Below are 15,173 nucleotides of genomic sequence, written 5' to 3'. Positions count from 1 at the left end.
AGGAAGTGCCAGTCACCCACACAATTTTGAATTGTGTGGGTGACTGGCACTATTTATTGTTGACCAGATGTGAACCAGTCTTGTACATTCCATACTTTCGTTACTAAACCTTCATAAAAATCAGGTTCATGGCTAACGAGTACGATTGTGCCTTTAAATTCTTTCATAGCACGTTTTAATTCTTCTTTTGCATCGACATCTAAGTGGTTTGTCGGTTCGTCAAATAGTAACCAGTTGGCTTCTTCCATCATGAGCTTACATAAACGAACTTTCGCTTGCTCACCACCAGATAAAGAATTAAGTGGGCGAGTGATGTGATCTGTTTTTAATCCAGCACGTGCTAATGCGGCGCGTACTTGTGCCTGTTCCATGGATGGGAAGGCGTTCCAGACATCGTCAATTGGTGTAATTTTATCTGCCTTTACTTCTTGTTCAAAGTAAGAAGGTGCTAAATAATCCCCACGAATAACTGTACCACTTAGCGGATTGATTTTACCGAGCATCGTTTTCAATAATGTAGATTTACCAACACCATTCATACCGACTAAGGCAATTTTCTCGCCGCGTTCAATCATAAATGAAAGTGGTGGTAGTAAGGGCTTGTCTTTATCGTAACCGATGACTAAATTTTCAGCTTCCACTACATAACGGCTTGGTGTACGAGCTTCTTTGAAACCAAATTCAGGTTTTACTGCTGTTTCAGGACGGTCAATTCGTTCTAGACGATCAAGCTGCTTCGCGCGAGATTTAGCTCGACCCGTTGTAGAGTAACGCGCTTTATTTTTTGCGATAAAGTCTTCTTGTTTTTTGATGAATTCCTGTTGCTTTTCATATGCATCAATATGTTGACGTTTATTGATTTCAGCTAGCTCTAAAAACTTCTCGTACGTAGCTGTATAGCGAGTCAGTTTTGAAAACTCTAATTGGAAAATCACATCTACTGTCTCATTCATAAATTCCGTATCATGGGAAATTAATAAGAAGGCATGTGGATAGTTTTTTAAATAGTTTTTTAACCATGTAATATGCTCTTCGTCTAAATAGTTCGTTGGCTCATCGAGTAATAATACCTTTGGCTTCTCTAATAAAAGCTTTGCCAGTAATACTTTCGTACGTTGACCACCAGACAGGGCAGCTACATCACGTTCAAGTCCAATCGCATCCAAACCTAAACCACGTGCAACCTCTTCGATTTTCATATCGAGTGAATAAAAATCACCAGCATCAAGTGCATCTTGAACATCTGCCATTTGTTCTAGTAAATCTTCTAATTCTTCAGGTGTCGCTTCAGCCATCTTACCTGTAATTTCGTTTAACTCTTCTTCTTTTTTATATAGAGGGAGGAAGGCATCACGCAATACATCGCGCATAGTACGTCCAGCAGTCAGCACAGTATGTTGGTCTAAATAGCCATAATGTGTACCAGGTAGCCATTCAACCTTTCCGGCATCGTGAATTGTTTGCCCTGTAATAATTCCCATTAGAGTAGACTTTCCAACTCCGTTAGCGCCGACAAGACCAATATGATCGCCTTCAACTAAACGGAAAGAAACATCTTTAAAAAGTGTGCGGTCACCAAACGAATGACCTAAATTTTCAACTGTTAATATTGCCATATAGGTTGTTCCTCCATAATTTCGATTACGTCTTGTGTAGATAGATTCGCTGTACGACTGTTATTACATACAGTTGCAATATGCAAAATATTAAAGCTCTGCTAGTAGTTTGTTTAATTCGGCTAGCTTTGTTTCCATGTTAGCTAGGCGTTGCTCTGCTTTAGCGACTTGGTCATTATGGCCTGTAGATTCAAGTTTTTCAATGTCGCCTTGTAAATTCATATAATCCATTTTTAATTCTTTAATTTGATATTCAATATCGCTTTTTGTTGGCATGGTATGTCGCTCCTTTATCGTTTCATTTGTATTACCAATGCGTGTAAAAGCGATGGAGGTTTTATCATCCCCCACCGCTCAATTGTTAAAATCAATCGGGTACTGATGCTTTAAACGCCCTTGAAAATTCTAGCCTACATTCACTAGAAGCAGGGGGAAAAGAAGTGAAAAATTCTAATATATTGTATCATATTCACCTTAAAAGAATCACTAAGTTGAAGCGATATTATGTCGATCATAAGCGAAATCAAGTAATAATGATTCCAATGTTTGGTTATTACTTGCGAGATTCAGCTGTCGCTGTTTTTTTACAGCCCGCTCACTACGAGCCTCATGCAATAAAAACTCCATCACTGCATTTTGTATTTGTGATTGTTTCATCTTACGGCCGAGACCGAGGTGTATAAAGCCATTATGCTCACGAGGAAAAGCATGTAATAGCTCGTTCTCCGTTTGTGCAAGTGTAATACAAGGTACACCGTAAGAAGCAATTTTATAAGGTGTGTAGTTCGCATTGCAGATAATGACATCGGCTTTGGGTAATAATTTGAGAAGTGCGTCTTTATCACGCAATATTGCAGTATTACGACGACTAAGTACCATCATTTGCAAGTCATCCGTCGCATGGCGATAGCTATCATCTATCATGACTGTAATTTGTAGTGGGATTTGTAGCTGGGTTAGGTGGCGAAGAGTTCGATACGTTAAGTTATGCTCGTCCCCATCCTCAAAAGCAACAACAATATGAGGAGGGTTTTCAGGTACTTTAACATCAGGTAATGGATCTGAATGTTGATAGGCTTCTGGTAATGCAAAGGCGAAACTGCCACCAATATAATGAGATGGAAAATAATCTTTCACTTCTTGATAGAGTGCGAGTAACACACAATCACAGGCTTGGCCACCATCACCAAAATCATCAAAATGAATCATCGTTTTACAGAATGGTCGTAAACTTTCCACTTGCCAACTTTCGGAGTTACGACCGTCCCTGACAATTAAATCAGGCTGTATGGCTTTGATTTGCTTAGGTAATTCGTCAAAAAGATCGAATAGTATTGGTGAAAGATTGTGATTCATTAAAATTTGAATCCCATCATTAGAAGGGGTTTTGACGAATATGAAAACGTCCTCTTGCACAAGCAACTTAGCCAATGTTGCAACCCGTTCAAAAGGATACAGCCCTTTATCAATACAGCTTTCAATTATGAAAACAATCGATTTTTTCGGTTTTATTGTTTGTGTTTCGTTTTGCAAATGTATCCCATCCTTTCATCTGTCTATTTAAATTATGGTGAAAAATGGGCAAGTATGTGTAAAAATTAACATTAGATAAATAAAGTATGCAGTTAAACTTCAAAAATGGCGTTTGTCATACCGATGAATAATAGAGAGGATAAGCTAATGTTCTTATTCATACTATACATATCTAGTAACCGTCTATGTTAAGGCAGATAGGAGGAGTAGAGATTGGGTATGCGTTCGGCAATTGTTGTGGGAGCCACTGGGTTAACTGGAAGCTCGCTCATAGAACAGTTATGTGAAAATGATGAATACGTTTCGGTAATCGTTATTGCACGAAGAAAGCTTCACTATGAACACCCGAAGTTAGAGGTCAAGATTCGTAACTTCGATACACTAGAAGAAAAAGATATTGAATTTGCTTATGAGTTATATTGTTGTTTAGGTACTACAATCAAAAAGGCAGGCTCACGTGAAGAATTTGAAAAAGTGGATTTTGAATATCCACTAGCTATTGCTTCATTAGCGAAAAAACAAGGGATTCCGCATTTGCTTGTTATAACGGCAATGGGTGCAAATGAACGGTCAAAAGTTTACTATAATCGGGTGAAGGGGAAGTTGGAGCAGGCTTTAATAGAGCTGGGTATGCAACGCTTATCCATTATTCGTCCATCTCTGTTAGTAGGGCAACGAGATGAATTTCGTTTTGGCGAAAAAGCGGGCGAAAAGGTGTTAAAGCTTGCTAAACCTTTGCTAATAGGACCATTAAAACGTATGCGTGCTATCGATGCTTCGCAGGTGGCAAAAGCGATGATTGTTATTGCGCTACATGGCAAGAAGCAACCAGTGACCATCTATCCTTCCCAACAGCTAGCTACAATGGATTTTCCAAAAGTGGTTCGCGAAGAGTTTGCACGTGAGGAGCTATTTAATTGGCAAAAGCGAAAAGGTGCAGATGTATCTGAAGCGGACAAGGTAAATCGAGAGGTTATCATTAATCGAGATAAATTTAAAGTGGAAGAAAGCGTAGTAGACAAAGAGGTGACATTTCATCGCAAAAATGAAAAATAGGTTCCTTTCATATCATTCCGCCTAAAGACTGAATTTCATGTTTTGACTGCTACAATTCTTCCCGTGACTCTATTCATTTGTTACAATATTATTGTAGAAGATGAATGTGGAGGCAAAATGAATATGAAAATTTTACTCGTTGATGGCACAATGTTTGGGCGTAAAACTGGTGCTATTTTAGAGCAAGTAGAGCATTATATTAAAGAATTCGATGCTAGTTTCGACTTAGAAATTATGCATTTTAGTGAATATAAGCATCAAATTGTCGATGGTTCACCATTAAATGATGATATGAAAAAAATGATTCAAAAATTTGAAGAAGCGGATGCGTATATTATTGCTACACCAATTTTCCAAGCTTCAATTCCAGGTGTGTTAAAAAATGCATTCGATTTCTTACATCCGAAAACGATGCGTTATAAGCCTGTTTCTATCGTAGCGAATGGTGGCACATATCAGCACCATTTAGTAGTTGAAAATCAACTAAAACCAATTTTAGACTACTTCCGTGCGCTTGTAACACCAAACTATGTCTATACACATACATCACATTTTGATGCAGACAATAAAATTGTAGACGAGGATGTTCATAATCGTTTACGTGAAATGGCTCGCGTTTTTGTTCAGTACTGTGAAATGAGTAAATCATTACCGAAAGAAACAATAGACCAACATTAAATAAAGGTAAGTACTGTTCCTAAACAGTTATGACGAGCAAGAGTTACACTGATGCGTAATTTTGCAATATTATAAAGTCCCTTGTACAGTGGAAGGAAATCACTGTGCAGGGGATTTTTCTTTTCTGAAAACCTTTTACGATATGATAAAATAATACTTTAGTGAATTCGGAAGGGAGGGCAGCTCATGCAGAACATCGCTTTACTAGAGAAACAACGCTGTAATTTAATTTTGACGAATAAGGCGAAGGAGGCGGTAGAGGAATGCTCAGCAAATGAGCATGCCTTTTTTGCGTTACAAAAAACATTGACCGTCTATATTGAAAAAAGAAAAGCAAAAACAATTGGCGAAACGTTTTTATCGATTTATTTTAATGCAGAGCATAATGAAAAGTTAGACAGTATATTGGCCGGAAAAACAGCGATTATGGATTGTGTGTTAAAAGTGGAAGGGTTATTAGCAACAAATATTCGTTTTGTACATATGCGTGGTCCAATCAATACGAATCGTCGTTTACCAGCGGCTTTGCAATTTGTCACAAAGCCCAATAATGGGGCTGGTATCCCGCTTGATCTTCACACGAAAATTAGAGAGCTACCGATTGCAGAGGAACGGACAGAATATGTGAAAAAGCGTATTGCAAGTTGGGAAGGCTATTTAAAAATTCAAGAACGTGATGCGACAATCGATGATATTCATACAGACTTTAAACAAAGCTACTATAATGAAGATTTTTCACGTTTAACACTAGTATGTCCATATGTGAAAGCGAAGGAATGGAAGCAACTTGAAGGTTTAAGTGTGAGCATCCAAGGGGTCCGTGGTGAAATTGGACAAGTGTTAAAAGCGAATGCGGGTAAGCAAACAGTGGAAGTTGACTTAAAGCCTTTTGCACAGGAGCAAGCACGCAAAGACCAGCTAAATTTGCGCTCAAAACAAGCAAGCTTTAGTAATTTTGCGACACTAAGTCAAATTCGACGCTTACGTAACGGCTTTACAAAGCTTGAAAAAGGTGAAGCAGTAAATGCAAGCTTAGAGACGATTTTATTCGAAAAGCGTCCGACTGTCCGTACAGCAAAGCTTCGTGAAGATATTGAGTTTCATAATAATTTAAATGAATATCAACGTAAAGCTGTAATCGGCGCGTTATCTGTAGAAGATTTGTATGTTATTCAAGGGCCCCCTGGAACAGGGAAAACAACGGTTATTTCAGAGATTTGCCAGCAAAACGTAAAAGCAGGCTTAAAAACACTCGTTGCCTCACAGTCAAACTTAGCTGTTGATAATGCCTTAGGAAGACTTCTCTCCAATCAAGAAATTCGTATTTTACGATATGGCCGAACAGAAAGTATTGAAGAAGAGGGGAAAAAATTCATTGAGGAAAATGTTGCCCTACATTGGCGTGAGCAAACATTAGCAGCTGTTGAAGAAGAAATTACTGCTTTTACTGAACGTGAACAAGAATTACAAGCGAGTATAAGTAAAACAACTGATGAGCTAGCGAAATTGCAAGCGTGGCTCGAAGAACTAACAAAGGAAATTGCTGCTAAGGAGCAAGCAGCAATAGACGAACCCATTTTACAAAAAGAAATTCAATCGCTAAAAAAAGAGTTAAAAACGGCAAAAGCGGAAAAAGAAGCGAGTGAAGCACAAAAAGAGCATTATGAAAAACAGCTTGCACAGTTAGCGTCCGCTATTCAATCACAGGAGCACATAGTAGCTGAATACGCATCTGCTGAACAGTTACAACAAACGATTCAAGACAACACCATCAAAATAGAGCAATGGCAAGCGGCTATTCAATATAAAGAATTACTTGTAGAAAAACAAGAACTCACAACCCAGTTTCAAGATATTCAAGTGAAATATGAACAAGAAAATAAGCGATTGCTTTTCATGAAGGAAAGTCAAAATTATATCGCTTCATTAACAACCTATGACCGTATCCAGCGGTTTTTACAGCATTATCAAGTTCAACCTTCACCTGTGTTAGCGCAGCAAATTCGACGACTAGAGCATTTAGAGGATGCCAAAGATTTAGAAGCATGGGCAACCATTAATACGCGTCTACAAAAAGCGATTGCAAAACTTGAAGCGTCGGTTTCACCTGAAGGGAAAGAGCGGGCGCTTGCAAAAAGTCGTCAACAGCCTGTTCAATCGTTCTCCCTACAAAATTTAAACGGCGTTTTTGCACAGCTAAATGCCTCATTTCAAGAAGGGCAAACACCGTCAGTGGAACAGTTAGAAAGCTATTTACTGGGACTGTATATGCGTCGCGATTTTGTGTGGCAAAAGGGGATGGCACTTCGCCAACAACAGGAGCATAAAGATCGTGAATTTGAGTCGCTCCGCAAAAATATCGCGAGTTTAATACACCAAGAATGTGCAATTACAAGCTTCGATGTACAAAGCTTGCAGCGTCAATTGCAGCCGTATTTAGCCCATACCGAGCGTTTACAACAACTTGCAAATACGTTCCAAGCTGAGACTATGCCAGAAGAATCTGTGGAGCAGTTGAAAATGCTCGTAACTACAACGCAAACCTCTGTGCAAACAGCCCGTCAGCAGCTTCAGGCTGTTGAACAAGCAAATACACAGCTCTTACCGAAAAGAGCGGCACATCAAACAGCTAAGGCAAGCTTACAAGAGATTGACGAAGAGCTAGCGCAGTTAGAAGAAAAAATTAAAGCTATTAATATAGAAGGACTTAAAAAGGAAAAACAACTAACGGCTTTAACAACATTGCTACAATCCACGCCAGAGCGCACATTAGAAGAAGTGAAGGAAGCTATTCAAACAGCAAATGAAAGTTTAGAAGAGCTCCATCGAAAACAACAGCAGCTACCTCTACGTAAGAAATTACAAGAGCAATGGCGCGATAAGCTGCAAAACGCTACGGAATATGATTTAGATGAAATTCGTAAATTGTATGTGCGTCATGCCAACGTAATCGGCACAACATGCGTTGCTTCGGCAAGCAAGGAGTTTATGGAGAACTATCCAACGTTTGATGTTGTCATAATCGACGAAGTATCGAAGGCTACACCGCCAGAGCTATTATTACCGATGTTAAAAGGCAAAAAAATTATTTTAGTGGGTGACCATCATCAATTACCGCCGTTGCTTGGTGATGATACGTTGGAGGAAACGTTGAAAGGCATGCTAGAAGAAAATCCTAATTTTGATGGGGCGCAAGAGTTGAAAAGCTTGCTACGTGAGTCGCTATTTGAGCGATTATTTAATAACCTACCTTCAACACATAAGCAAATGCTTGCATTGCAGTATCGTATGCATGAAAAAATTATGCACAGCATTACACCATTTTACGACAAGGAAGAAAACGGCTTGCAATGTGGATTACCAGATTCGGATGCGGCCCGTGACCATGGCTTAGAAGGGCAATTTGTCGGTCGTGATGATCATTTGCTATGGATTGATATGCCAGCGGAAAGACCGTTTTTAGAGGAACAAGTTAAAGGTGGCACAAGTCGTTATAATGAAGGAGAATTACAAACAATTCGTCATATTTTAACGGATTTGAATACTGCCGTGATGGAAGCGAAAAAGGCTGGACGCATACCACAGGACGCGCAGAAAAGTGTAGGTGTTATTAGCTTCTATGGCGAGCAGGTGAAGAAAATTAATCGCCTTCTCCAACAGGAATTACAGTTACCACATCTCCAATTTAGAACGGGCACAGTCGATAAGTTCCAAGGGATGGAGATGGATGTCATCTTAGTGAGTATGGTGCGGAATACGCCAAAGGGAGGGGACATTGGCTTTGCGAGAGATTATCGCAGGTTAAATGTCGCGCTATCTCGTGCGCGAGAACTGTTAATGCTTGTCGGCAGTGCTGATATGTTTGCGAAGCGTGCGAAACATCAGGATACACGTGATATGTACAGCAATCTTTTAACAACGGTGAAATCCTACAATGGCTTACGTAATCATAAAGGACAGGTGATGTAGGGTGTTGAAAATACAGCAACGTTTAATGAGAGAGTTACAACAAAATCGTCATGTCAAAATAGTAAAGGCAACGGATTGGTGTATTCCAATTCGTACCATTGAGGTAACATATGAGCCGATTCGTCGCTCTACGATGGATGTCTTGATGCAAATGCTGTTAATAAGCATGCAGGAAGCGAATTTTCAAAATGTGCAGGAGTTAAGTGAGCTTTTACTAGTAGACCCACTGTTTATTGAGGATTTAGTATCATTAATGTCTCGCGTGCGTCTTATCGAACAATCGGAGGGCTTCTATACATTAACCCCTAAAGGACAACAACAGTTGGCACGTGGCATTTTCGAAGAGGAGTTAGAAGTCGAAACAGCGACTTTGTTATTTAGTCCATGCCACCAAGCGATTCTCCCTGTTGGAGAAGACGAGATAGAGGAATTTGATGAGTTGCCGCCTCCTTATCGTTATGTTGATAAAGAGGCGGAGCAGCAAGAACAATTTGATGAGGCAATGTTGCTTATAGCTTTACAGCAGGAAGAGCAAGAAGCATCAAGCTCGCAGAAAATAATCGAAACCATTGTGACATCAGAAGCGAAACAAATCAATGATATTCCATGTCTAGAATTTCTTCTTTACGATAAGGAACAAGATATTATCTACGTTCGTGTATGGAATACCTTGTTAAATAAATGGGACGAAGAGCTTGAACGGCAACTTACAGACCAAGAGCAGCCACAATGGCGTGCACAATATTTATAAATGCGAGAACGAGCGGCGCAGTTGCCGTTCGTTTTTTTGTGCATTTAGATAAAAGCGTGCAAATTTTATAGCCTGCATATATTACTTACATAAAGGGGGGTCCTAATGATAACGATTAGTTTATGTATGATTGTCAAAAATGAAGAAAGCTTGCTCGAAAGATGTTTGGATTCCGTCCAACATGTAGTGGATGAAATCAATATTATTGATACGGGCTCAACTGATCGTACCAAGGATATTGCACAGCACTATACCTCTAGAATTTTTGATTTTCCGTGGTGCGATGATTTTGCAAAGGCGCGGAACTTTTCCTTCCAGCAAGCAACGAAAGATTATATTTTGTGGCTTGATGCAGATGATGTGCTCACATCTGAAGATCAGCAAAAGTTAGTACAATTAAAGCAATTTCTTTATCCAAGCATAGATGCAGTTTCAATGGATTATGTTATAACGCTAGAGGCGGATGGCACTGTAGCAACGAGTGAAAAAAGATACCGTCTAGTAAAGCGTGCACGACATTATCAATGGAGGGGAGCGGTGCATGAGTTTTTGGATGTAACAGGTAACATTTATAAAAGTGATGTAGCAGTTGTACATTTACCAGTAAAGCAACAAACAGCTTGTAATCTACGCATATATGAGCGGTTAATAGCAGACGGATATACATTTGCGCCAAGAGATTTTTTCCATTATGCAAATGAATTAAAACAACACAGCCGTTTTTTAGAAGCAATTAATCACTATCATACATTTTTAGATACAGCACTCGAAACATCTGAGGCCCAAGTTCAAGCTTGTTTAAATTTAGCAGATTGCTATGAGCAATTACAAGATACCAAGAATGCGACACAGGCTGTTTTTCAATCATTATTGTATGATCAACCAAAACCGGAAACATGCTGTCGAATTGGCCAACACTTTATGGCGCAATCGAAAAATAAGGAAGCAATTTATTGGTATTCCCAAGCTTTACAAGTAACGCCTTGCACTATTGGCGTTTACAAACGAGCATACTCAACATGGATACCGCATTATCAATTAAGTCTATTATATGATCGATTACGGCTTTATGAAAATGCCTATGAACACAATGAAGCAGCACGCCACCATAAACCAAACGATCAACGCATACTTGACCATCAACAATATCTTCGCAAACAGCTACACAAATGACTGGTTGCGAAATACCCGCGGAGTAAGGAGGTTTACCCGCGAAAAGGAGAGAAATACCCGCGGAGTAAAGGTGTTTACCCGCGAAAGGGAGAAGAATACCCGCGGAGTAAAGGTGTTTACCCGCGAAAGGGAGAGAAATACCCGCGGAGTAAAGGTGTTTACCCGCGAAAGGGAGAGAAATACCCGCGGAGTAAAGGTGTTTACCCGCGAAAAGGAGAGAAATACCCGCGGAGTAAAGGTGTTTACCCGCGAAAAGGAGAGAAATACCCGCGGAGTAAAGGTGTTTATCCGCGAAAAGGAGAGAAATACCCGCGGAGTAAAGGTGTTTATCCGCGAAAAGGAGAGAAATACCCGCGGAGTAAAGGTGTTTACCCGCGAAAGGGAGAGAAATACCCGCGGAGTAAAGGTGTTTACCCGCGAAAAGGAGAGAAATACCCGCGGAGTAAAGGTGTTTATCCGCGAAAAGGAGAAGAATACCCGCGGAGTAAAGGTGTTTACCCGCGAAAAGGAGAAGAATACCCGCGGAGTAAAGCACTTTACCCGCGAAAGCACTATAAACTCCCATAAGTGTAGAAAAAAGAATCTGCCTATACGCCTCCTCGTAACAGTAAAGAGTGCTATGCAGATTCTTCTTTTTATTACTATATAAATTTATGGCATGATTCCACTTACATATTAATGACTGCCACAAAGCTTCACTTGATTCAGTTTTGCACAAGTTACCTAAAACCAATGGAATACTTTAGAACTTATTCAACGATTTCATTTACATATGAAGAAACATCAATAAAATCTACATAAATCGCGTGACCAATAATAAGTGATAAAACAACAATAATCGTAATAATAATCACATTTCGTGGTCTAAAGTCTTGAGCTTGCATTTTCTTCTCCTCCTTTATAATTTTGAGAATATTATGGCAATTCAATATATGTTAAGGGAATAGGAGTATGCAGTTTTAAAAATACTTTTTATGTAAATGTTTAATTATAAAACCTTAATGGAATACAATATAGGCAAATATGAGGGATGGAACGATGAATGATACAACAGTTAAAAATTTTACTAGCTTATATACATTTTACTAGATGAAAAAAAGAAAATTCAAGACGCAACTAATCAATTTCATACAAAATTTCTTCTACAGCACATTGAATATTGAACCAGTTGATTGCAATGTGATACTACATTTTCATATGAAAATTGTCGTTAAACTAGGATGCCTAGCGCGCTCTCTAACATCCCAATATAAGTTCTATCCAAATCACTCTGCCAAGCTAGCTGCTCCTGATAAACTAGCAGCCTTCCTATGCATACTTAATATCATTCTTTAATACTTTTGAAAATTCCACTCATCACCTTAGTAGGACTTCTAAGTAAGAGTAGCTAAAAAAATATAACGCATTACTTGTGGTATATTTAACATGACAGATGTAAGTAAAGGAGTATGAAAATATGGCAAAAAGTTTAGTAATTGCCGAAAAACCATCCGTTGCGCGTGACATCGCAAATGTACTAAAATGCACAAAAAAAGGGAATGGTTTTTTAGAAGGCGACAAATATATTGTGACGTGGGCACTGGGACATCTTGTAACATTAGCGGACCCAGAAGCATATGACGTGAAGTATAAAACATGGAATTTAGAAGATTTACCAATGCTTCCGGAACGCATGAAATTGGTTGTAATGAAGCAAACAGGTAAACAATATAATGCGGTGAAATCGCAACTAACTCGAAATGATGTAAAAGAAATAATTGTAGCTACGGACGCTGGGAGAGAGGGCGAATTAGTAGCACGCTGGATTATTGAAAAAGCAAACACTAAAAAGCCAATCAAACGTCTATGGATTTCTTCTGTAACCGACAAAGCAATTAAAGAGGGCTTTGAAAATCTTAAACCAGGAAAAAATTATGAAAATCTATATCATGCTGCTGTAGCTCGTAGTGAAGCTGACTGGTATATCGGATTGAATGCAACACGTGCTTTAACAACACGTTTTAATGCACAATTAAACTGCGGGCGTGTACAAACACCTGTTGTGGCCATGGTTGCAGCTCGCGAAGAAGAAATTAAAAATTTTAAACCTCAAACATATTACGGTATTGAAGCAAAAACAAAAGATAATTTAAAACTTACTTGGCAAGATGCAAAAGGCAATAGCCGTAGCTTTGAAAAAGGTAAAATCGATACCATCATTAAAAAACTAGGTAACAACAACGCAAAGGTAATTGAAGTTGAGCGTAAGCCTAAAAAATCGTTTGCACCTGGGCTGTATGACTTAACAGAATTACAACGCGATGCGAATAAAATTTTTGGTTACTCTGCGAAAGAAACTTTAAATATTATGCAGAAGCTATATGAGCAACATAAAGTATTAACGTATCCTCGTACTGATTCACGATATATTTCAAGCGATATCGTAGCAACGTTACCAGAACGTCTAAAAGCATGCGGAATTGGTGAATACCGCCCGTTTGCTAACAAAGTTTTATCTAAACCTATAAAAGCAACTAAAGCGTTTGTAGACGATGCTAAAGTTTCTGATCACCATGCGATCATTCCAACTGAAGAATACGTAAATTTCGCAAACTTTAATGATAAAGAACGTAAGATTTATGATTTAGTTGTAAAACGTTTCTTAGCGGTATTTTTCCCAGCACATGAATTTGAACAATTAACGTTACGCGCGAAAATTACTGATGAAAATTTTGTTGCAAAAGGAAAAACAATCACTGTAGCTGGTTGGAAGGAAGTATATGAAAACCGCTTTGATGATGAGGAATCGAATGACGACTTAAAAGAGCAAGTTTTCCCTCGAATCGAAAATGGCACAACATTAGAAGTTCATTTAATTGCACAAACATCGGGTCAAACAAAGCCTCCAGCACGTTTTAATGAAGCAACATTACTATCTGCGATGGAAAATCCGACAAAGTATTTAGAGAGTAATGATAAACAGTTAGCCGATACTTTAAAATCAACGGGGGGATTAGGTACTGTAGCAACGCGTGCCGATATTATTGAAAAGCTTTTTAATTCCTTTATGATTGAGCAACGAGGCGGTAAAGAAATTTATATTACCTCAAAAGGTCGCCAGCTATTAGATTTAGTGCCTGAAGAATTACGCTCACCTGCAACGACTGCTGAATGGGAACAAAAGTTGGAGTTGATTGCAAAAGGGAAATTGAAGAAAGAAGTATTTATCAATGAAATGAAGCAACACACGAAAAAAATAGTTGCAGAAATCAAATCAAGCGATAAGAAGTATAAGCATGATAATATTTCAACGAAATCATGCCCTGATTGCAACAAACCAATGCTTGAAGTGAACGGTAAGAAAGGTAAGATGCTTGTATGCCAAGATCGTGAATGTGGATACAAGAAAAACGTAGCTCGCATAACGAACGCTCGTTGTCCTCAATGTAAGAAAAAACTAGAGTTACGTGGTGAAGGCGATGGTCAAATCTTCGTATGCAAATGTGGACATCGTGAAAAATTATCTGCCTTTGAAGCTCGTCGCAAAAAAGAAGGTGGCGGAAAAGTGGATAAGCGAAGTGTGCAAAAGTATTTGAAACAACAAGCAAAAGAAGAAGAACCTTTGAATAATCCGTTTGCAGATCTATTAAAAGGCTTTAACTCTGATAATTAAATCATCGGAAGATTTAGGACTATAGGCAAATTCAATGGAATTTGAGTTTGCCCATAGTTTGTTAACTAGTAGAAATTTAGTTTTCATTCTGGCAGATATATTTCAATATCGGTACCACTAATAAATTGACCTAAACCAGAAGCTTCTCGATGTAAAAAATAAATCTTTGCAGAATATCGTAGGTCTATTATTTTCGGGTAGATAGAATATTACTAGCTAACAAAGTAGCTAAACGAGGCATAGAATCGCTATTTAACGTAGCGCTCTTAATGAAATACATGCATTTGATTTGCTCCCTGTTGGATAGACAGATAAAAAATAATCTGTTTATCCAACAGGGAGATATTTTTTAGGATTAAGCTATATATTTTATATTACATAAAGGTAGAAACAACAAATTATTAGTAATAAAATTCCCTAACCAATGTTCGAGGGCATTTTGTAGAAAATCTCCGTCCCCCCAATCCGTATTTTGGAATTTTGCCTAACGTTAGTAAAGTAATATTCCTAGCTCCACGCTCCATTTCTATTCAATAAGAAGTTTGTAGTCCACATTTTTCTGCTAATTCTTCTTACTTTCCAATTTCTCTCAAACACCAACTCTCTCCGCTAACAGTTATTTTAATCACCGCACTTAAAGACTGTGTGAACGGAGGACATAAGAAAATTAACATCATCTCCAAGCTATAGTGGAGATTTTTTGTTTGATATTTATATTAATAGTAATATTTGACTGTAATAACAA

Annotated in this window: 11 protein-coding genes; 7 read left to right on the top strand and 4 right to left on the bottom strand. The window is 38.5% G+C overall.

What is annotated here, in order from left to right; all coding sequences use genetic code 11:
• Nucleotides 1-53: 53 nt before the first annotated feature.
• From abc-f to C9J37_RS15360, 3 genes are all read right to left on the bottom strand, one after another.
• Entirely contained in the window at nt 54-1,616 is a 1,563-nt protein-coding gene (abc-f, locus tag C9J37_RS15370; RefSeq protein WP_107896034.1) for a ribosomal protection-like ABC-F family protein, read from the bottom strand.
• Nucleotides 1,617-1,706: 90 nt separating this feature from the next.
• Entirely contained in the window at nt 1,707-1,892 is a 186-nt protein-coding gene (locus C9J37_RS15365) for an SE1832 family protein (RefSeq protein ID WP_024362782.1), read from the bottom strand.
• 210 nt (nt 1,893-2,102) lie between these two features.
• Entirely contained in the window at nt 2,103-3,149 is a 1,047-nt protein-coding gene (locus C9J37_RS15360) for a PseG/SpsG family protein (RefSeq protein WP_107896033.1), read from the bottom strand.
• 219 nt (nt 3,150-3,368) lie between these two features.
• On the opposite strand from C9J37_RS15360, the gene C9J37_RS15355 reads away from it, so the two are divergent.
• From C9J37_RS15355 to C9J37_RS15330, 6 genes are all read left to right on the top strand, one after another.
• Nucleotides 3,369-4,205, top strand: a complete 837-nt coding sequence (locus C9J37_RS15355) for an NAD(P)H-binding protein (protein ID WP_107896062.1) — start codon at nt 3,369-3,371, stop codon at nt 4,203-4,205.
• A gap of 123 nt (nt 4,206-4,328) precedes the next feature.
• The gene (locus tag C9J37_RS15350) at nt 4,329-4,883 is read left to right on the top strand and encodes an NADPH-dependent FMN reductase (RefSeq protein ID WP_024362785.1); all 555 of its coding nucleotides are present in this window, start codon (nt 4,329-4,331) and stop codon (nt 4,881-4,883) included.
• A 186-nt stretch (nt 4,884-5,069) separates the two neighbouring features.
• The gene (locus tag C9J37_RS15345) at nt 5,070-8,852 is read left to right on the top strand and encodes a DEAD/DEAH box helicase (RefSeq protein ID WP_107896032.1); all 3,783 of its coding nucleotides are present in this window, start codon (nt 5,070-5,072) and stop codon (nt 8,850-8,852) included.
• A 1-nt stretch (nt 8,853) separates the two neighbouring features.
• Nucleotides 8,854-9,603, top strand: a complete 750-nt coding sequence (locus C9J37_RS15340) for a hypothetical protein (protein WP_107896031.1) — start codon at nt 8,854-8,856, stop codon at nt 9,601-9,603.
• A gap of 105 nt (nt 9,604-9,708) precedes the next feature.
• Entirely contained in the window at nt 9,709-10,776 is a 1,068-nt protein-coding gene (locus tag C9J37_RS15335) for a glycosyltransferase family 2 protein (RefSeq protein WP_107896030.1), read from the top strand.
• The gene (locus C9J37_RS15330) at nt 10,736-11,425 is read left to right on the top strand and encodes a putative RNA-binding protein (RefSeq protein ID WP_153063493.1); all 690 of its coding nucleotides are present in this window, start codon (nt 10,736-10,738) and stop codon (nt 11,423-11,425) included. Before C9J37_RS15335 ends, C9J37_RS15330 begins: the two co-directional genes overlap by 41 nt.
• Nucleotides 11,426-11,525: 100 nt before the next feature.
• Here the strand turns inward: C9J37_RS15330 and C9J37_RS29415 are convergent, their stop codons facing one another.
• Complete coding sequence (locus tag C9J37_RS29415) at nt 11,526-11,660, bottom strand: hypothetical protein (protein ID WP_268808014.1); 135 nt, start codon at nt 11,658-11,660, stop codon at nt 11,526-11,528.
• 572 nt (nt 11,661-12,232) lie between these two features.
• On the opposite strand from C9J37_RS29415, the gene C9J37_RS15320 reads away from it, so the two are divergent.
• A complete protein-coding gene (locus tag C9J37_RS15320; protein WP_107896028.1) occupies nt 12,233-14,428 on the top strand; it encodes a DNA topoisomerase III in 2,196 nt (731 codons plus the stop codon).
• The last annotated feature ends 745 nt before the right edge of the window (nt 14,429-15,173 follow it).

Origin of the sequence: Lysinibacillus mangiferihumi (genome assembly GCF_003049665.1) — a bacterium.
GTDB classification, from domain to species: Bacteria; Bacillota; Bacilli; order Bacillales_A; family Planococcaceae; genus Lysinibacillus; species Lysinibacillus mangiferihumi.
The sequence above is the reverse complement of the archived record's forward strand: the minus strand, read 5'-3'. Positions and strand labels throughout refer to the sequence as shown.

Excerpts from the sequence above, each read along its gene's own strand:
- C9J37_RS15345 (WP_107896032.1), top strand. The coding sequence starts at position 5,070 with ATGCAGAACATCGCTTTACTAGAGAAACAACGCTGTAATTTAATTTTG.
- C9J37_RS15350 (WP_024362785.1), top strand. The coding sequence starts at position 4,329 with ATGAAAATTTTACTCGTTGATGGCACAATGTTTGGGCGTAAAACTGGT.
- C9J37_RS15335 (WP_107896030.1), top strand. The coding sequence starts at position 9,709 with ATGATAACGATTAGTTTATGTATGATTGTCAAAAATGAAGAAAGCTTG.
- C9J37_RS15320 (WP_107896028.1), top strand. The coding sequence starts at position 12,233 with ATGGCAAAAAGTTTAGTAATTGCCGAAAAACCATCCGTTGCGCGTGAC.
- C9J37_RS15365 (WP_024362782.1), bottom strand. The coding sequence starts at position 1,892 with ATGCCAACAAAAAGCGATATTGAATATCAAATTAAAGAATTAAAAATG.
- C9J37_RS15355 (WP_107896062.1), top strand. The coding sequence starts at position 3,369 with ATGCGTTCGGCAATTGTTGTGGGAGCCACTGGGTTAACTGGAAGCTCG.
- abc-f (WP_107896034.1), bottom strand. The coding sequence starts at position 1,616 with ATGGCAATATTAACAGTTGAAAATTTAGGTCATTCGTTTGGTGACCGC.
- C9J37_RS29415 (WP_268808014.1), bottom strand. The coding sequence starts at position 11,660 with ATGCAAGCTCAAGACTTTAGACCACGAAATGTGATTATTATTACGATT.